Origin of the sequence: Lacibacter sp. H375, assembly GCF_037892425.1 — a bacterium.
In the GTDB taxonomy this organism is placed as follows: domain Bacteria; phylum Bacteroidota; class Bacteroidia; order Chitinophagales; family Chitinophagaceae; genus Lacibacter.
Window position 1 is genome coordinate 1,568,392 of the sequence record NZ_JBBKTT010000001.1, and the last position, 18,947, is coordinate 1,587,338.

The window sequence follows — 18,947 nt, forward strand, 5'->3', positions numbered from 1 at the left end:
AAAATAAATATCTGCAATATGAAACGTATTTCAGTTTATATAAGTTCTCTACTGTTGGGGGTAGCTCTTTTAATAAGCTGCCACAAACAACTCGACAGAAACCCACCCAACTCATTGCCTTCGGGAAATACCTATAGTTCAGAAGCAGGTTATCTGCAGGTACTTGCCAAAGTGTATGGAAGTATGGCACTTACAGGTAACCAGGGACCGGCCGGTAATGGTGATGTAGCCGGTATCGATGAAGGTACTTCTGATTTTCTGCGCTTATTCTGGAAAGCACAGGAGTTAAGTACCGATGAAGCTGTTGTTGCATGGAACGATCCTGGTATCCAGGATTTTCATAACATGAATTGGAGCTCCAGTAACCCTATGACAAAAGGGTTGTATTACCGTTGCACATACATCATTACACTTTGTAACGAGTTTATACGTGAAAGCGATCCTTCAAAGTTGGGAGGCCGTGGAATCACGGGCGCATCGGCTGAAAACATTAAACGTATGCGTGCCGAAACAAGATTTGTGCGTGCCTTTTCTTATTGGGTACTGCTTGATTTATATGGTAAACCAGGCTTTACAACAGAAAACGATCCAATTGGTAAGTTTAATCCAGAGCAAACAGACAGGACGAAATTATTTACATATATCGAAGGCGAATTGAAAGCGATAGAGGCTGATTTATCAAATGCCCGTACCGCTGATTATGGCCGAGTAGATAAAGCTGCTGCCTGGTCTTTGCTTGCACGAATGTATCTCAATGCAAAAGTTTATATTAATACAGAAAAGTATACTGAGGCAATCACCTATTCAAAACGTGTTATTGATGCAGGATATGGTTTATTAAGTGATTACCGTTGGCTAGGTCTTGCCGACAATAATTTGAGTAATCCTGAATTTATCTGGACGCTTAACTACGATGGGATAAGATCAAAAAACTATGGTGGCACTACTTTCCTCGTGAACGCATCTGTAGGTGGCGATATGGATAAAAATGTTTCGGGCCTGGGAGCTTGGGGCGGCATTCGCACAACCCGCAATATTCCCGACCTGTTTCCTGATGTAAATGGTAATGGCGATAAACGTGCACAGTTTTCAACAGGCTCACAAAAAATCGATATCAATAACATTTCAGAGTTTAAAGATGGACTAGCCATTATTAAGTATCGCAACAAAACCCGTAGTGGAGCGTTCGGCCAGGATCCGGAGAAAACTTTTTCTGATATTGATTTTCCCATTTTCCGCTTAGCTGAAATGTATCTGATATATGCAGAAGCGGTAAAACGTGGAGGCACCGGTGGTACTGATGCGCAGGCATTGATCTATCTGAATGCTTTGCGTTCACGTGCACAGGTTACAGCAGCTCCTTTAGGGTTTTATACTCTTGACTATATCATAGATGAACGTGCAAGAGAATTGCATTGGGAAGGTTTCCGGAGAACTGACCTTATCCGGTTCAACCGTTTTGTTGAAGGTACTTACCTGTGGCCATGGAAAGGGGGCGTAAAAAGTGGTACCGGCGTTTCAGATATTAGAAAACTTTATCCCATTCCTGATTCTGAAATCGCAGCAAACCCTAACCTGACACAGAATACAGGTTATTAATCACATTAAAAGAACGAAACATGAAATCATACATCAACCGTTTTTCGCTCTTTGCAGTCATCCTGTTTTTGTTTGCCTGCGAGAAAGCTGAAAACAAGATCAATTTCAAAGACGGAACAAACCCTGTATTAACAGCAAGTACAAATGCTGTTATACTGCAGCCGGGGAGTGAAGCAAATACAGCTCTTCGTTTAAACTGGACAAATCCTAATTACAGTTTTACAACAGGTATCAGTTCACACGATGTGAAATACACATTGGAACTGGATACACTTGGTGCCAATTTCGGTAGCGCAAGAAAATTTGTAACAGTGTTTTCAAAAGAATTATCAAAAACTTACACTGTAACAGAGTTGAACGGCATTATGGGTAATGATATGCGTCTTCCCCTCGAACCACGCCGCACATTTACTTTCCAGGCAAGAATAACATCAAGCCTTGGTGTGGGTTCTGACGCAGTTCCTCGTCAATCAAACATTATCACTTTTACAGCCAGCCCCTTTATTCCACCACCCAAAGTGGAACCTCCGGGCACTGTTGCCAATAATTACAATGACGGCGAACTTTACATTGTTGGTGATGCTTCACCAAATGGATGGGCAAATCCTTTGCAGGCATTGTACAAAGCTTCGCAAACATTTACAAAAAAATCAAAAACATTATATGAACTCACCCTCGCATTACCCGGTGGTGGAGGATATAAACTGATACAAACAGACGGTGTTTGGGATACACAATATCATATGACTGTTGGTACGTGGGCAGGCGGGCAATTCGAAAAGAAAAATGCAGATCCAACATTCCCTGGTCCTCCAACTGCCGGTACCTACAAAATCACTGTCGATTTTCAGTTAGGCGAATACACGGTTGTAAAACTATAAACCACATTACAATGAAACTATTTAATCATACACGCTTTTCTCACCTGGTGTTGTTGTTTTTGCTGGCAGGGTGTGCAAAAGCTCCGGAACTGAAGTATCACAACAACGGTACCGCCGTTAACTTAACTTCTTCAGCAGCTTCCATTGCACCAACTGCAGCAGATTCAAATAAAGTGATACTTACTTTGAACTGGACAAGCCCTGCATATGCGACTGACAGCAATACCTACAAGTATATTCTTGAATTGGATTCCAGTACCAAGAATTTTACCAAGCCAAACACAATCATTCAAACAGGAGCACGTGTTAAAACATTTACCGGCAAAGAGATCAATAATATGCTCTTGAACTATGGTTTTGCTTTAGGTGTACCGGTTGATCTTGATTTTCGTATTACGTCCTCTTATAGTAATAATAACGAACAATATAAATCAAATATCCTGAAGGTTCGTGTTACGCCTTATAGCGACCCTTCAGTATTGCAAACGGAAAAAACAACGGTAACCGGTACTTTAAATACATCCGGAGATCCATCTAACAAGTTTACCTGGACACGTTCGTTTACCGGTTACAGCGGTGTAGTTACTTATACATTGCAATACGATTCTACAGGTAAAAATTTTGCATCACTTAAGGAAATTGCAGTAGGCAATGATGCTTATCTGAAACAACTGAATGTAGGTGAGATGAATGATGCCGCTTTGAATGAAGGTGTGGCTGGTGGTACAACTGGTAAAATTGATTTTCGTGTTAAGGCGGTAACGGCGCAAGGTGCAATATCTTATTCAAACACGGTTTCTGTAACAATCAATACGTACATTCCTTTGCTTCGTTTTTACTTGCCGGGAAGTTACCAGGCATCAACCGGGCAAGGAACTGACTGGAGCCCATCGAATGCCCCTGAGTTGATCCGAGACCTTCGTCCGGCAGCATTAAACAAGTTATACTATATCTACATTTGGTTACCCGCCAATACCGAGTTTAAAGTAACGCAGGGACGTAGTTGGGATGTGAATTATGGTGGAACAGGCGGCAATCTGGTACAGGGAGCAAATGATAATCTGAAAGTGACAAATGCAGGTTTTTATCGTATCTCTATCGACCGCACTTCACTGAAGTATGATATTCGTGAAGGTCGCATGGGATTTGTTGGTGATGCAAGCGGCGCAGGTTGGAGTCCGAGCGGTGCATTCCCGAACTATGCAATGGGTCTTGCTTCAACAAACCTGTTTGTAGGGGTTACAAACTTTAATACCGGTGCCTGGAAAATGATCGATCATAACGATTGGAACAGTGGTGACATTAATGTAACCAATGCACGTAGTTATGGTGCAGCTGGTGCAAGTGGCAGCACAATGGAGGTGAACGGTGGCAACTTCCCCAACATTGCGACTGCTGGTCGTTACCGTGTAATGTGGGATGGCCGTAATCGTGACAATATTAAATACGAGTTGTCGCCGGCTACCGAAATGCGGGTAGTAGGTAATGGTATTCAAGGTGTACCGGATTGGAACCCGGGAGCCAGCCCTCAAATGACATACATCGGATCTGGTAAATGGCAAATAACTGTAACACTTGTTGCCGGTAAGGACATTAAATTCCTTGCAGGTAACGATTGGGGTGCATTTGATTATGAAGACAACAGCGGCGGTGTTACTGCCACTGGTGTAGCCCGTAAGATCAAATGGGAAGGCGGTGATAATTTTAAAACGCCCGCAGCAACTGGTTCTTATACGATTACCTTAGATGAGCATGCTCAAACTGTAACTATACAATAGTTAGAATTTCTATCAGAGTAAAGCCGACAGTAACCACTGTCGGCTTTTTCTTTTATTTCCCTTTGCCAAAACCTCTGGTAGCCCTTATTTTCATTACCTTCGTGCCCTTAATTTTCAAAGGTTATGTCATCCTTGCGTGATCAATTGAACATGGAGCGGTTACCGCAGCACATTGCCATCATTATGGATGGGAATGGCCGTTGGGCCAAGGAGCAGGGGCAAGATCGTCTCTTTGGTCATTTTCATGGTGTTGAAAGTGTACGGGATATTGTGGAAGGATGTGCAGAATTGGGAGTGAAATATCTTACGCTTTATGCATTCAGTACTGAAAACTGGGATCGTCCAATTGAAGAAGTAACAGGGTTGATGGAGTTGTTGGTTGATACGATTCGTAAAGAAACGGCCACGCTTAATAAGAACAAGATCAAATTGCATGTTATTGGAGATACGAATATGTTACCCGATTATGCAAGAAAAGAATTGCAGGAAAGTGTAGATGAACTGAAAGATAACACGGGTTTGAATCTTGTTATGGCACTCAGTTACAGCAGTCGCTGGGAAATTGTAAATGCCATTAAGAATATTGCAGCCGATGTAAAGGCCGGAAAATTGGAGCCTTTTGAAATTGACCAGGATACCATCAAGGATTATTTAACTACACGTGAGTTTCCTGATCCGGAATTGATGATTCGTACCAGTGGTGAATACCGCATCAGTAACTTTCTTTTATATCAATTGGCCTACGCAGAATTGTATTTTACCAATGTACGCTGGCCCGATTTCAGAAAAGAGAATTTATATGAAGCTATTCTCGATTTCCAGGGCAGGGAGAGGCGTTTTGGGAAAACAGGTGAGCAGGTAAAAACAAGCGAACCTATAACACAATCCTAAGAAGCTGTGAAGATGGCCATTTTAACAAAGAGTTTCAGCAAAACCAACTATTTTGCCGCCCGGCCGATGACGTTATAAGTCACGGTCAGACTTGCAATGCAACGTCCGACTGTAAAGGCATGAGGGGCATTTTTATAACCGATATACAACATAACCGTAACTGAATTTTGATGCGCTTGAATAGAAAATTATTACTGCTTATTCTGATTTGCTCCTGCGTTTACCTGCCTGCAATGGCACAGCAAACCGACACCACCAAACCAGTTTCAGTTGATCCTGAACTGGAAGCGATCATGAATTCAAAAGTGCCGAAAGAATATATTATTGCCGGCATTACTGTTAGTGGCTCCAAAACATTTGATTCAGCATTACTGGTTTCTGTAACCGGTATCTCTGTTGGCGATAAAGTTTACCTGCCCGGTGGAGATCTCTTTAGTAAAGCAATTGCTGCAATCTGGCGTCAGCAATATTTTGACGATGCAACCATTTACATTACAAAAGTTGATGGGAAAGATATTTACATTGAAATAAATGTAACAGAGCGTGCAAGGTTAGGCAACTTCTTTTTCAAAGGCATCAAGAAAGGTGAAGAAGATGAGTTGAAGGAAAAAGTAGGGCTTACTCCAAACAAAGTAATTACAGAAAATCTTCGCCGAACTAGTATTGAAAAAATTGAAAAATTTTATTCAGAGAAAGGGTTCAGACAAATTGATGTAAATATCACAGAAACAAAAAATGCTGTAAACCCTAACTTTATTGATCTAACGTTTAACGTTAACAAAGGCAAGAAAGTTAAGATCGATGAGATATTTATATCAGGTAACGAGGTTGTATCTGATCTTAAGATCAAGAAGCAGTTAAAGGGAACAAAGGAGCGTATGCGTTTTACATTGTATCCTGAAAAAAATGCTTCAGCTTACGGCGGTAAAGATTCGGTTACGTTCAAAGAGTTTATGAAAGACCGGGGATTTCTATCGCTTTCTAAAGTGAGAGATTTTCTTGATCCATGGTTCCGCATTAAATTCTCAGCTGCAAAATTCAACCAGAATAAATACATCGAAGACAAAGAGAAAATTCTTGCTTACTACAATTCACTCGGCTATCGTGATGCGGTTATTGAAAAAGATACCAACTATTATAACAGTAAAGGGAACCTGATAATTGATGTAAAGGTTGATGAAGGTCGGCAGTATTACTTCGGTAACATTACATGGAGAGGAAATACAAAGTACAGCGATTCGGTACTAAACAATATTCTTGGCATCCAACGTGGCGATATTTACAATCTCGAAACACTGAATTCTAAATTAGGCAAGCAACTTTCAGCTGAAGGTGGTGATATCAGCGGCCTTTATATGGATGATGGTTACTTGTTCTTCCGTGTTGAACCAATTGAAACAAAAGTTTACAATGACACGATTGATTACGAGATTCGTTTATCTGAAGGTCCACAAGCAACCATTCGTGCAATAAATATTTACGGTAACGATAAAACCAAGGAATATGTGATCCGTCGTGAGTTACGTACGATCCCTGGTGAAAAGTTCAGTCGCAGTGATATGATCCGTTCTATCCGTGAGTTATCTGCATTGAACTATTTCAATCCTGAAAAGATCAATCCAAACCCGGTTCCAAATCCTGATGATGGTACTGTTGATATTAACTATACACTTGAAGAAAAATCAAGCGATCAGTTGGAGTTGAGCGCAGGTTGGGGTGGGTTGATCGGTTTAACAGGTACACTTGGTGTTACGTTCAACAACTTTTCTACCAAAAATATTTTCAAGAAATCTGCATGGCAGCCTTTGCCTAGTGGCGATGGTCAGCGTTTATCCATTCGTGTGCAATCAAACGGTCCGTCTTTCAGTTCACAAAACTTCTCGTTTACTGAACCATGGTTGGGCGGTAAGAAAAGAAATAATCTTACGTTGAGTTTGTTCCGTACAAAATTGGCTAATGCATTCGATCCTGTTACAGGACTGCCGTTACGTCGCAAATCGGAAGATGCTCAATACCTCCGTACGTTTGGTGCAAGCGTATCATTGGGTAAACAATTGAAATGGCCGGATGACTTTTTCAACCTCATCACTTCAGTTAACTACACACAGTATAAACTGAAAGATTACCCGATCTTCCCTGAACTTGATAGTGGTGTATCGAATAACATTAACCTTCGTTTCCAAATCATCCGTTCAAGTGTTGATCAGCCAACGTTCCCACGTTCGGGTTCAACATTCTCTTTAACGGCAACATTTACACCACCATGGAGTTTGTTCCGTGATGCAAGTAAGTATAATGATCCTGCAGAGAAATATCGTTTAGTAGAATACCACAAATGGCGTTTGAACTATGAATGGTTTATCCCGATCGGAAAACCGGCAGGTGCTGAAAAGAACCGTCAGTTTGTGTTGAAAGCAGCAGCGAAATTTGGTTTCCTTGGCCGTTACAATAAAGATTTGCCGATATCGCCATTTGAACGTTTCCAGGTGGGTGATGCCGGTTTACAAAATAACTTTGGTATCATTGGTTTCGACATCATTGCACACAGAGGTTATCCCGTGTATGATAATTCAAACCCTCGGATCAATAACGCCAACCAAACATCAGCAACGCAGTTCTTTACCATCTTCAATAAGTATAGTATGGAATTACGTTACCCATTAAGTACCAACCCAAGCAGTACTATTTTTGGTTTAGCGTTTTTTGAAGCTGCCAATGGTTGGTATGATGTGAAGGATTATAATCCATTCAAACTGCGCCGTAGTGCGGGTTTGGGTATGCGTTTCTTCCTGCCAATGTTTGGTTTGCTCGGGTTTGATTATGGTGTTGGTTTGGATAGAACATTTCCCGGCGCAAGATTCAGAGATATTTCCAAGTTTACATTTATGCTTGGCTTTGAACCGGAATAAACAACTTTTTTGTTGCATCATCCATCATGTATAAAACAAATTGTATGAAGACATTCCTGATTGCAGCTTTTAGCTTAATGCTTACAGCATTTAGTGCTAATGCACAACGTTATGCTATTATCGACACCAAGTATGTACTGGATAAAATTCCTGAGTATAAGGATGCCAATAAAAAACTGGAAGAAATGGCTGACGCATGGCAAAAAGAGATCGATCTGATGCAGGCCGACCTGGATAAAATGTACCGGCAGCTTGAAACCGAGAAGGCAATGCTTACACCTGAACTTTTGAAAAAAAGAGAAGATGAGATCTTTAATAAAGAGAAGCAGGTGCGTGATTTGCAACGCAGACGTTTTGGGTTTGAAGGTGACTACTTCCGAAAAAAGCAGGAATTGGTGAAACCCATACAGGACAAGGTTTACAACGCCGTTCAACGCCTTGCAACTGAAAGATTATACGATTTTATTTTGGACAAAAGTGAAGGAATTACCGTTATATTTGCCGACCCTAAACTGGACAAAAGCGATGATGTGTTGAAGATACTGGGTGTTAAACTTTAAAAAAAACCTGGAACCGATACAACCAAAAGGGATCGCAAGCACACTTTATTTAAAACAAAAAAGAAAAATGAAAAAGATTATTGTTCTGGTGGTTGCAGTAATTATGGGAACGGCTGCAACAGTGAATGCTCAAAAAATTGGTCACATCAACACAAACGATCTGTTGGTGGCTATGCCTGAAACTAAAAAGGCACAGGATAGATTAAAAAACTCACAGGATTCACTCAACGTTGTATACGCACAGTTGATCAAAGAATACCAGGAAAAAGACAGTGTTATCCGTATTGATTCAGCAAAATGGAGCCCTGCTATCAAACAGATCCGTTTCAAAGAATTCCAGGATTTAGCTGATGCAGTACAACAATATTCTACTTCAGCACAACAGTTTTTGCAACAGAAAGAACAAGAGTTTTTTGCTCCGGTTCAGAAGATTGCATTAGATGCAATTCAATCTGTAGCTAAAGCAAATGGTTATGCATACGTTGTTTCAAGAGATGCTTTACTAGTGGTACCAACAACAGATGATCTGTTACCATTGGTAAAGAAGTTTCTGAAGATACCTGAAACCCCCGCTAAATAATTAAGCTTAAGAAATACAATATTGATCCCGCTTTATGGCGGGATTTTTTTTGTGCTTACATTAGCAGCATGCAGAAAGGACCAATCGGCATATTTGATTCAGGTTATGGGGGTTTAACTGTTATGAAAGAAATTGTACAGCAGTTGCCACAGTATGATTATATCTATTTAGGTGATAACGCCCGTGCTCCTTATGGCACACGCAGCTTTGAAACAGTTTATCGGTATACATTAGAATGTGTGGATTGGTTTTTTAAACAAGGCTGCCCGTTAGTGATACTTGCCTGCAACACAGCATCTGCAAAAGCACTAAGGACGATTCAGCAAAACGATCTGCAACAGCTCAATCCAAAGAACAGGGTATTGGGTGTTATTCGTCCAACAGCAGAAGTCATCGGTCAGTTCAGTAAAACAAAAAATGTGGGTGTACTTGCAACAGCAGGAACGGTACAATCTGAATCATACGAGATAGAGATCACGAAATTTTATCCTGATGTAAACGTATTTCAACAAGCTTGCCCCATGTGGGTTCCGTTGATCGAGAATAATGAACACACAAATGCCGGTGCTGATTATTTTGTAAAAGAATATGTGGATGAACTGATGCAGCAATCAGCCAACATTGATACTGTGTTATTAGGCTGCACTCATTATCCTTTGTTGAGTGAAAAGATCAAACAACAATTGCCGGAGCATGTGCAGGTATTATCGCAGGGAAAAATTGTAGCCGAAAGCCTGGTCGATTACTTGCAGCGCCACCCAGAAATGGAAGAACGCCTGACAAAAGGAGGAACGAAAAAGTTCTTTACGACTGATTCGGTTGCTGATTTTGACAGGCATGCCCGGTTGTTTTATGGGGCGGATGTACGATGTGCCCACGTGGAGCTTGCAGGATGATTATCCCACTTTGTAGGGCAACAAAACTGCTGCACAGAAAACTGATTACCAAGGGTGGGTGGAAGAATAGGATTCCCGGACGTACAAGAGCTTGCGTGGCAACAGGTGATGCCACAGGCAAAAGAGCCGGTATCAGCAGAATTTTCTTGCCTCAAACACTGTGTTTTCGGGCAGTTTCCCCTACCTTTGCCGTCCTTTCACAAACAGCGGGAAGTGGTGTTCTCACTGCGTGATATGAAATTTCCGGTTTCTCCCCGGTATTTTTTAAAGAAGTAAAACAGCAAACAATGCCAGGAAAAAAACGCACATACCAGCCTTCGAAGCGTCGCAGAAAAACCACACACGGTTTTCGCAAGCGTATGCAAGATGCTAATGGCCGCAAAGTATTAAACAGCCGCCGTGCAAAGGGTCGTCATAAGCTCACTATCTCTGATGAGCGTGGCGCTAAGAAATAATATTCTTACGAACAGAAGATATTCTTAAGTCTCCCGTTTATCGGGAGACTTTTTATTTTGCCCCCATCCCCTGAAGGGGAGTTATTTTTGTTGGTATAAAATTGGAAAAACTGATACGATACACATTAGGCAAACATGAGCGGATGAAAAGCCGCAAGCAGATCGAATTGCTTTTTAAAGAGGGCAAAACATTCTCGGCTTCACCTTTGCGTGTGTACTATTCTGTTCAGCCATTTTCTGCAGGCTATGGTCCATTGCTTTTCGGCGTTGCCGTTGGCACACGAAATTTTAAAAAAGCAGTTGACCGTAATCGTATTAAACGATTGATACGTGAAGCATGGCGATTGCAAAAAAATGAACTTCAGCAAAAACTGAAACAGGAGAACAAACAGCTGCATGTGTTTTTTATTTTCACCGGTAAAGAAGTGCCCGACTATAAATTGATAGCTGAAAAGACGGGAGTAGCTTTACAAAAACTGGAACAAATTAGTGTGCAGTCAGCATTATAAAGAAGAAACATCAACATCATACAGCAGGATAAAAACGATCCTCAGTTTCCCTTTTATTTTATTGATCCGTTTTTATCAGTATGTCATTAGCCCGGCAATTGGTCCGAAATGCCGATACACACCTACATGTAGTCAATACGGAATTGAAGCATTGAAAAAACACGGACCGATCAAAGGTTTGTGGTTAACCATGAAGCGAATAAGTAAATGTCATCCCTGGGGAGGAAGTGGTTACGACCCTGTTCCTTAAAACAAATACGCCATCACGGCTTCATCAACGTACTGATCCTTACTTTTTAAATACGTGTATTTTTTCAATACACCTTCATGCTGAAAACCTGCTTTGAGATAAAGCTCAATTGCTTTTTTGTTTGATGTAGAAACAGTTAATTCGATACGTAGAAAACCCTGCTGTTTTGCATATTCTTTTATTTCTTCCATCATACGCAAGCCATAACCTTTGCCTGCCTGTTCGGGATCAATAGCTAAGCCACCGAGATAAACAATATGCGTATTACGATAATGTTGAGGTACAAGTTTGAACATACCAACCGGCACACCTGCATCTTCAAAAATATACAACACGCCTTTGTTTTGTAATTCATTAAAAACACTTCGAAAATCTTCCGGGTGCATGAATTCATACAGAAGGAATGGATTTACCTGAGGATGCATGTACAGGTAGTACAGAAAACCGAAATCATTGCTTGTTGCTTTTCGTATCATTTGTACTGTTGCGGAGTGTGAAATTAATTACTTTGCAAGAGTACAAAGCAAAAATCATGGCAAAAGAAAAAATTAGATGCAGCTGGTGTTTGAAAGACGACTTGTATAAAGCGTACCACGATGAGGAATGGGGAACTCCATTGCACGACGATGATAAATTGTTTGAGCTGCTCTGCCTTGAAGGAGCACAGGCAGGATTAAGCTGGTACACAATACTTAGCAAAAGAGAAAACTATCGCAAAGCGTTTGATGGATTTGACGCAAAGAAAATTGCGAAGTATAGCGATAAGAAAATAGAGGCATTGTTGCAGGATGCAGGGATTGTGCGCAACCGTTTAAAAGTGAATGCTTTTATACAGAATGCAAAAACATATCTCGCTATACAAAAAGAGTTCGGCAGTTTTGACAAATACATCTGGCAGTTTGTTGGCGGTAAACCCATTGTAAATAAAGTGAGAGGGATGGGCGATGTTCCGGCAAAAACCGCAATCTCTGATGCAATGAGCAAAGATTTATTGAAGCGGGGATTTAAGTTTGTTGGCTCAACTATTTGTTATGCATTTATGCAGGCAAGTGGAATGGTGAACGATCATGCAGAAGATTGTTGGAAGAAAAAGAAGAAATAATTCTTGCTACGACGAGAAGCAATAAAAAAGCCGTTTCATTTTTGAAACGGCTTTTTTATTGGTGAGACTTCTATTATTTTCCAAAACGTTCTGCTACTTTGCTCCAGTTTACTACATTCCAGAATGCAGCTAAATAATCAGCACGACGGTTCTGATACTTTAAGTAGTAAGCATGTTCCCAAACATCCACACCAAGGATTGGCGTACCTTTTACTTCAGCAACATCCATCAAAGGATTATCCTGGTTAGGAGTAGAAGTAACTTCAAGCTTACCATCTTTAAAGATCAACCAGGCCCAGCCGCTGCCGAAACGGGTCATACCAGCTGCTGCAAATTTTTCTTTAAATGCGTCGAATGAACCGAATGCTGCATTGATCGCATCAGCCAATGCACCTGTTGGTGTACCACCTGCGTTTGCCGCTAATGATTCCCAGAAAAAAGTATGATTCCAGTGACCACCACCATTATTACGAACCGCAGGAGAAATACTTCCTGCAACAGCTATTAATTGCTCAAGTGTTTTGCTTTCGTGCTCAGTGCCGGCAATTGCTTTGTTGAGGTTGTCAACATAAGCCTGGTGATGTTTGCCGTGATGTATCTGCATAGTGGTTGTGTCGATATGAGGCTCCAGTGCATCATGTGCATATGGAAGAGGTGCTAATGTAAATGCCATGTTCTGTAAGTTTTAAATTTTACGAAATTGTTTAACGGAGAACAAATGTACAAACAGATAATTTAAAATGCAGATCGATTAAACTTACAGCAATTAGCATACCAGCAGAAAAAAAGAAAGGAATGCACTGCTGCATTCCCTGTCTCCATTGGGCTTTGGGTTTTTATTGGGAACAGTACCAGTTTATTTGATCCTGTGCCTGGTAATAACTTAACCAGATATCACGGATGTTTACCGTCATAAGGTTACCACGGCTTCGGTTATAGATACTTCTTGTGCCGTAATAACTAAAGTCGCCATAAAGTACTTCGCCAACGGTTGGGCGGAACGACCAGTTTTCGGCTACAGTATAACCGTTAGCGGTTTCAATAACGATGTAATCGCAATTAAAATCAGCAAACACAACTACTCCACGTTCTTTTCGTAACCATTGTGATTCGTCGATGGGAACAGGTTGCAAATCGGTCTTTCGGCAAGCTGACAGAAAGACCAGGCTGAGTATAGCAAAACCAATGATCTTTTTCATGTATAGATATTTAGTACACAGATTAGATGTATACACCTGCACGAAGTTGTAAGTAAGAGTAAGAAGATTTTGTTAAACCATTTGACTACTTTGATGCAGCTTATTTCGTCAGACGGTTGAGCTTCGTTCCTTTCTCAACAAAGGTTTCAACCAGCCCTTTTGTTTCAAGATCAAGACGAATAGAGACGGTGTACCAGGGGATGGAACCTTTAAATCCCGGCATTTTTTTACGGATGATCTTCGCCACATCATCAGAAAGTTCAGTGAACGTTTTTCCCTTACTCCCTTTCAGGCTTTGCAGGATCGCTGCTCTTACGGGCTCGTAAATGTCAGCATCAAACTTCCGTTCAGTTCCAGTTACAGGATGTGTAACCATGATCTTTTTTGAAGTTGCTTTGGCCATAAACTATCGTTTTTCCTTGAAAAAATCCTTCATCAGCTTTGCACAATCTTCTTGCAAAACACCACTTAAAATTTCGGCTTTCTGATGAAACGGAGATTCATCTTTTGTTATTCGTTTGTGCCCATTCTTTTCATCATCAGCACCCCAAACAATACGGGTTACTTTGCTCCAGTACAATGCCCCGGCACACATCAAACAAGGTTCAACTGTTACATACAATGTTGCGTCAGGCAAATATTTTGCACCTATTTGACTGAAGGCAGATGTTAATGCAATCATCTCTGCATGTGCTGTGGGATCATTCAGCCGCTCCGTCATATTACGCCCACGGGCTATGATCTTGTTGTTTATTACCACAACAGCACCAATGGGAATTTCACCTTCTTCAAACGCAAGCTCTGCTTCCTTCAATGCCTGTTTCATGAAATGTTCGTCCGTCATAAAGCGAAGTTAGTTATTCAGCGAAATAGGTATGCCCTACCTGTTTCTTCTTTTTCAATTGCGGGAGATCATAATAGGTATGGCAAACCTAAAAGCTTTGTTACATTTGTAAAACCACATATTTCTAACCGATTGCCTCAACAGTTTAAACACGAAAGCCATTCATGAATCCATATCAAACTTTATACGAAAGCCAGGTTGCTTATTATAAGTCAGGTGTTACAAGAACACTTGCATTTCGTAAAGAGCAATTAAAGAAACTGGAATCATTGCTTCGTAACAACGAACAACTGATTGAAGAGGCTTTGTATAAAGATCTACGCAAACACAAACAGGAAGTGTACATGACAGAACTGGGCCCTGTGTATGAAGAAATACGAGTACAGTTAAGAGGCGTGCGGCAATGGATGCAACCACAAACAGTAGAAACGCCGTTGTATCTCTTGCCTTCTGTTACCAAACTCTATCCAGAACCTGTAGGCAATGTGATCGTTATCTCACCATGGAATTACCCGGTGTTATTAACCTATCGTGCAGTGGCAGGTGCAATAGCGGCCGGAAACACAGTGATCATCAAACATTCTGAGTTAAGTTATCATACATCTACATTAATGGAGCACCTCATCAACAAACATTTCTCTGATGAGTATATACATGCAGTAAGTGGAGATGGTGCAACGGTGGTGCCGCAATTGCTGGAGCATTTTCATTTCGGGCATGTGTTCTTTACTGGTGGAACGGAGATTGGGAAAAAGATCATGGGCATGGCAGCAAAACAATTATCGCCCGTATCACTTGAGCTTGGGGGTAAAAGCCCATGTATTGTAGATGCAAATGCTGATCTTAAAATGGCTTCGAAAAGAATTGTGTGGGGCAAATTGCTCAACTGCGGGCAATCATGTGTGGCGCCCGACTACCTTGTAGTTCATGAAACTGTTAAAGACAAACTCATTCAAACGATCATTAAAACAATTGAAGAGTGTTACGGAACAGACAGAGAGGCGAATGATAATTACGGATGCATCATCAATAACCGCAGGTTTCATTCGATCGTAAAGTATTTGCAGGAGGGGAACGTCCTTTATGGTGGCGACGTGAATGAAGAAAGCAGGCATATTGGTCCAACAATCATTGAAAATGTAAAACCTGATGCAGCGGTAATGCGTGAAGAAATTTTTGGCCCGGTATTGCCTGTATTTACTTTCAGGGAGAAAGAAGATGTGTTGAAGCTTGTTGATCTGAATCCTAATCCATTGGCGGTTTATATTTTCAGCAAATCAACAGCAACGCAGGATTTTTTTATTGAGAAGATCAGTTTTGGTGCAGGCTGTATAAACGAAACAATTTACCAATTAGGAAGCAGCAGTATTCCGTTTGGTGGTATTGGTACAAGCGGCCATGGTGGACATTTGGGTAAATTTTCGTTCGATACATTTACACACTACAAGGGTATTGTAAAGAAAGTGAACTGGTTTGAACCGTTTTTCCGCTATCCACCATTCAGCAAATCAAAACTTCGCCTCTGGCGTTTGGCTTTGGGAAGAAAATAAAGCAGATGCGTAAACTTAAACGACTTGCCATTGTTCTAATGCTGATTGCTGTTGTAGCAATTGGTTATTTCTTTTATGTAAATCGAAACAGTGCGAATATGACCACAAGACAAAAGATATTGAAAGCAGTTTATCCGGCATGGATTGCTTTTACAAAGATTATCGGTAAGAACAATGATGCATTGACAAACAAGCATGCGAAACCTTCTGTTCCATTTCATACATTGAAAGCAACAATGAATAATGGAGCTACCTATGACTTTTCTCAACTAGAAGGTAAGAAAGTGTTGTTGGTAAATACTGCCAGTGATTGTGGTTATACCGGCCAGTACGATGAATTGCAGAAGCTGTATGAAAAATTCCAAAACAAACTGGTTATTCTGGGGTTTCCGGCGAATGATTTTAAGGAACAGGAAAAAGGAAGTGACGAAGATATTGCAGCGTTTTGCAAAATAAACTTTGGTGTTACTTTTCCATTAATGAAAAAAAGCAGTGTTGTTAAGAATAATAACCAGAATGAAATATTTCAATGGCTAACCGATTCTGCGAAGAATGGATGGAACAGTAAAGCACCCACCTGGAATTTTTCGAAATATCTGGTGAATGAAGAAGGAGTCCTTACCAATTACTTTGATCCCTCTGTGTCTCCCATGAGCGAACAGGTTCTGAAGGAAGTAGAAAAATAGAAACATGACAGATCCGCAAACCAATATTCGTCTTGAAATTGCAAACAGCATAACCCATGGCATCGGTATCATTTTTGGCATTGCTGCATTACCTGTGCTAAGTGCATTGGCAGCTACCAGGGATCATGCTAGCGGAGTTATTGGCGCAGCTGTTTATGGTTTTTGTTTTTTATTGTTGTTTAGCTTTTCAACTCTGTACCATGCGTTTCAGCACCCGAGAGTGAAAAAGGTGTTGCATGTGTTTGATCATATCAGTATCTATTTTCTCATTGCCGGAACGTACACCCCTTTTTTATTAAACTACATGATGAATGCAACAGGCATTACCATGTTGGTTGTATTGTGGAGTCTTACGTTCCTTGGTATCTTTTTCAAGATCTTTTTTACGGGGAGATTTAATTTTATTTCAACAATCATCTATGTAGGGATGGGTTGGATACTACTTTTTAGCGGCAAGCAATTTTTTGATGCTATTCCTCTTGATGTAATGATCATGATCATCATTGGAGGTGTGCTTTATAGCATTGGCGTAATTTTTTATCTCTGGGAAAAATTTCTTTTTCATCATCTCATCTGGCACCTGTTTGTATTAGCAGCAGCTATTTGTCATTATGTAGCAGTATTATTAATGGTTTAAGAATGGCACAATTACCTACACATAATTCTTCACTTCCTTTTATTAAAGAGAACTGGACGGGCAACCTGCTGAATAGAAAGCAGCAGTACATCAATCTTGATGGACCTTCTGAACGTTCTTTTGCAGAGCTGCTGAAATGGCAAACTGAAAGGAACCCATTTAAACCATTGAAACGAAATCAGCAAACGAACATCGACGTTTCAATAAATAAACATATCACGGGCAACAGGGAAGATGGGATTGTTTGGCTGGGACATGCAAGCTTTCTGTTTACATTAGGAGGAAAGCATTTTATTGTTGACCCGGTATTATACAATGTAGGTCCTTTAAAACGATTTACTCCACTGCCTTGCGATGTGGCAGCATTGAAACAGATCGATTTTATTTTGCTGTCGCATAATCATCGTGATCATGCAGATAAAAGAAGTATGATTGAACTGTGTACGTTAAATCCATCCGCAGTTATTCTCACCGGATTAAATATTGCTCCATTGTTGCGAAGCTGGAGGATTACGAACCCGATCATTGAAGCAGGTTGGTATCAACAGTATCAAGTGGATACTGATGTGCAGGTAAGTTATTTGCCGGCAAAACATTGGAATCGCCGGGGCTTGCATGATATGAATGATATGCTGTGGGGGAGTTTTATGTTGCAATCCCCAACGCAAACTATCTATTTTGGTGCAGACAGTGGTTTAGGAATTCACTACCCGGAAATAGCACAGCTCTTTCCCAAGATTGATGTTGCGATTCTGGGCATTGGCGCCTACAAACCGGAATGGTTTATGAATACGGCGCATACAAGTCCGGCTGATGCATTGGTGGCGTTTGAACAACTGAATGCAAAACAGCTCATTCCCATGCATCATGGCACATTCGATCTCAGTGATGAGCCTGTTTTTTATCCTAAACAAGAAATGTTGCTGCTACAGGAGCAACAAGATATCAGTACAGTGCAACATCTTTCCATCGGAAACAAATTCCAGTTTTAGTATCTTACTGCAAATCGTTAAGCATGTTCAGCAAAACAGATATTGAGCAATACTTCTCTGCGGAGAAACAAGGCAGCCTTTTTTTTCTTGCTGTTGGCATTGTTGCTGTCATTGCCGCACTCATTTTATTCTTTGTTTTGAAAACGCCCTTTGTCAAAGGTGCTACAATTCCGATGATCATTGTGGGATTGATCGCAGGCGGCATTGGATTTACAATTTATAAACGCAGTGATGATGACAGGATAAGGAATGTTTATGCTTATGATCTGAATCCTGATGAACTCAAGCAAAAAGAATATCCTCGCATGCAGAAGGTGATGAGGAGTTTCCGGCTGATCATTATTGCTGAAGTATTTTTTTTAGCAGTAGCAATTTTTCTTTTCTTTTATTTCAGAACGAATACTACCGGGCAATTTTGGAGTGGAGTTGGTGCCGGACTTTTTATCATGGTTGTTGCTGCATTGTTGCTTGATGTTGCTGCGCAAAGTCGTGCAACAAAATATTCAACAGGGTTAGAAATGTTCATACGCAAGTAATCAGCTGAAAGAATAATAATTCAAATCTGAACTCTACCCTAATAAAATATCCCGGTTGAATTAACAACCGGGATATTTTATTTTTAACGAAGA

22 protein-coding genes are annotated in these 18,947 nt (G+C 40.7%); 17 read left to right on the forward strand and 5 right to left on the reverse strand.

All coding sequences use genetic code 11. The features are described from left to right. Positions 1–18: 18 nt before the first annotated feature. The 11 genes from WG954_RS06880 (at position 19) to yidD (ending at position 11,308) form a co-directional block, all read left to right on the forward strand. Positions 19–1,599, forward strand: coding sequence for a RagB/SusD family nutrient uptake outer membrane protein (locus WG954_RS06880; RefSeq protein WP_340434890.1), 1,581 nt, complete (start codon positions 19–21; stop codon positions 1,597–1,599). A 20-nt stretch (positions 1,600–1,619) separates the two neighbouring features. Beyond that, positions 1,620–2,480, forward strand: coding sequence for a SusE domain-containing protein (locus WG954_RS06885; protein ID WP_340434892.1), 861 nt, complete (start codon positions 1,620–1,622; stop codon positions 2,478–2,480). Positions 2,481–2,491: 11 nt separating this feature from the next. Next, positions 2,492–4,258 (forward strand): SusE domain-containing protein, encoded by a 1,767-nt coding sequence (locus WG954_RS06890; RefSeq protein WP_340434894.1) that lies wholly within the window; start codon positions 2,492–2,494, stop codon positions 4,256–4,258. A 123-nt stretch (positions 4,259–4,381) separates the two neighbouring features. Then, positions 4,382–5,149 carry an undecaprenyl pyrophosphate synthase gene (gene uppS, locus WG954_RS06895; RefSeq protein ID WP_340434896.1) on the forward strand — a complete coding sequence of 256 codons (768 nt, stop codon included), beginning with the start codon at positions 4,382–4,384 and terminating at the stop codon, positions 5,147–5,149. Between the two features lie 233 nt (positions 5,150–5,382). Beyond that, a complete protein-coding gene (locus WG954_RS06900) occupies positions 5,383–8,058 on the forward strand; it encodes a BamA/OMP85 family outer membrane protein (RefSeq protein ID WP_340434897.1) in 2,676 nt (891 codons plus the stop codon). Between the two features lie 44 nt (positions 8,059–8,102). Continuing rightward, positions 8,103–8,618, forward strand: coding sequence for an OmpH/Skp family outer membrane protein (locus WG954_RS06905; RefSeq protein ID WP_340434899.1), 516 nt, complete (start codon positions 8,103–8,105; stop codon positions 8,616–8,618). A gap of 67 nt (positions 8,619–8,685) precedes the next feature. Then, a complete protein-coding gene (locus WG954_RS06910) occupies positions 8,686–9,198 on the forward strand; it encodes an OmpH/Skp family outer membrane protein (RefSeq protein WP_340434901.1) in 513 nt (170 codons plus the stop codon). A gap of 68 nt (positions 9,199–9,266) precedes the next feature. Next, entirely contained in the window at positions 9,267–10,094 is an 828-nt protein-coding gene (murI, locus tag WG954_RS06915) for a glutamate racemase (RefSeq protein ID WP_340434903.1), read from the forward strand. A gap of 287 nt (positions 10,095–10,381) precedes the next feature. Further along, positions 10,382–10,549, forward strand: coding sequence for a 50S ribosomal protein L34 (gene rpmH, locus WG954_RS06920; RefSeq protein ID WP_182803479.1), 168 nt, complete (start codon positions 10,382–10,384; stop codon positions 10,547–10,549). A gap of 101 nt (positions 10,550–10,650) precedes the next feature. Continuing rightward, positions 10,651–11,058, forward strand: coding sequence for a ribonuclease P protein component (rnpA, locus tag WG954_RS06925; protein WP_340434905.1), 408 nt, complete (start codon positions 10,651–10,653; stop codon positions 11,056–11,058). Beyond that, complete coding sequence (yidD, locus tag WG954_RS06930; protein ID WP_445298452.1) at positions 11,039–11,308, forward strand: membrane protein insertion efficiency factor YidD; 270 nt, start codon at positions 11,039–11,041, stop codon at positions 11,306–11,308. Before rnpA ends, yidD begins: the two co-directional genes overlap by 20 nt. On the opposite strand, the gene WG954_RS06935 is transcribed toward yidD, so the two are convergent. Then, entirely contained in the window at positions 11,305–11,784 is a 480-nt protein-coding gene (locus WG954_RS06935) for a GNAT family N-acetyltransferase (protein WP_340434907.1), read from the reverse strand. The genes yidD and WG954_RS06935 overlap by 4 nt on opposite strands. Before the next feature lie 56 nt (positions 11,785–11,840). Here WG954_RS06935 and WG954_RS06940 point away from each other — a divergent pair, with 56 nt between their 5' ends. After that, entirely contained in the window at positions 11,841–12,410 is a 570-nt protein-coding gene (locus tag WG954_RS06940; RefSeq protein ID WP_340434909.1) for a DNA-3-methyladenine glycosylase I, read from the forward strand. 73 nt (positions 12,411–12,483) lie between these two features. Here the strand turns inward: WG954_RS06940 and WG954_RS06945 are convergent, their stop codons facing one another. From WG954_RS06945 to WG954_RS06960, 4 genes are all read right to left on the reverse strand, one after another. Then, a complete protein-coding gene (locus WG954_RS06945) occupies positions 12,484–13,083 on the reverse strand; it encodes a superoxide dismutase (protein ID WP_340434911.1) in 600 nt (199 codons plus the stop codon). A 163-nt stretch (positions 13,084–13,246) separates the two neighbouring features. Further along, on the reverse strand, positions 13,247–13,609 hold the full coding sequence (locus WG954_RS06950) for a hypothetical protein (RefSeq protein WP_340434913.1): 363 nt from the start codon (positions 13,607–13,609) through the stop codon (positions 13,247–13,249). 100 nt (positions 13,610–13,709) lie between these two features. Continuing rightward, positions 13,710–14,012: a DUF6958 family protein gene (locus WG954_RS06955; protein ID WP_340434915.1), complete on the reverse strand. Its 303-nt coding sequence runs from the start codon at positions 14,010–14,012 to the stop codon at positions 13,710–13,712. Positions 14,013–14,015: 3 nt separating this feature from the next. Then, the gene (locus tag WG954_RS06960) at positions 14,016–14,453 is read right to left on the reverse strand and encodes a nucleoside deaminase (RefSeq protein ID WP_340434916.1); all 438 of its coding nucleotides are present in this window, start codon (positions 14,451–14,453) and stop codon (positions 14,016–14,018) included. A gap of 164 nt (positions 14,454–14,617) precedes the next feature. On the opposite strand from WG954_RS06960, the gene WG954_RS06965 reads away from it, so the two are divergent. The 5 genes from WG954_RS06965 to WG954_RS06985 are packed head-to-tail and all read left to right on the forward strand — an operon-like array spanning position 14,618 to position 18,854. Continuing rightward, positions 14,618–16,003: an aldehyde dehydrogenase family protein gene (locus tag WG954_RS06965; protein WP_340434917.1), complete on the forward strand. Its 1,386-nt coding sequence runs from the start codon at positions 14,618–14,620 to the stop codon at positions 16,001–16,003. Between the two features lie 5 nt (positions 16,004–16,008). After that, the gene (locus WG954_RS06970) at positions 16,009–16,689 is read left to right on the forward strand and encodes a glutathione peroxidase (protein ID WP_340434918.1); all 681 of its coding nucleotides are present in this window, start codon (positions 16,009–16,011) and stop codon (positions 16,687–16,689) included. A gap of 4 nt (positions 16,690–16,693) precedes the next feature. Then, on the forward strand, positions 16,694–17,326 hold the full coding sequence (trhA, locus tag WG954_RS06975) for a PAQR family membrane homeostasis protein TrhA (protein WP_340434919.1): 633 nt from the start codon (positions 16,694–16,696) through the stop codon (positions 17,324–17,326). Between the two features lie 2 nt (positions 17,327–17,328). Next, positions 17,329–18,318 (forward strand): MBL fold metallo-hydrolase, encoded by a 990-nt coding sequence (locus WG954_RS06980; protein WP_340434920.1) that lies wholly within the window; start codon positions 17,329–17,331, stop codon positions 18,316–18,318. Between the two features lie 23 nt (positions 18,319–18,341). After that, positions 18,342–18,854: a hypothetical protein gene (locus WG954_RS06985; protein ID WP_340434921.1), complete on the forward strand. Its 513-nt coding sequence runs from the start codon at positions 18,342–18,344 to the stop codon at positions 18,852–18,854. Positions 18,855–18,947: the final 93 nt, after the last annotated feature.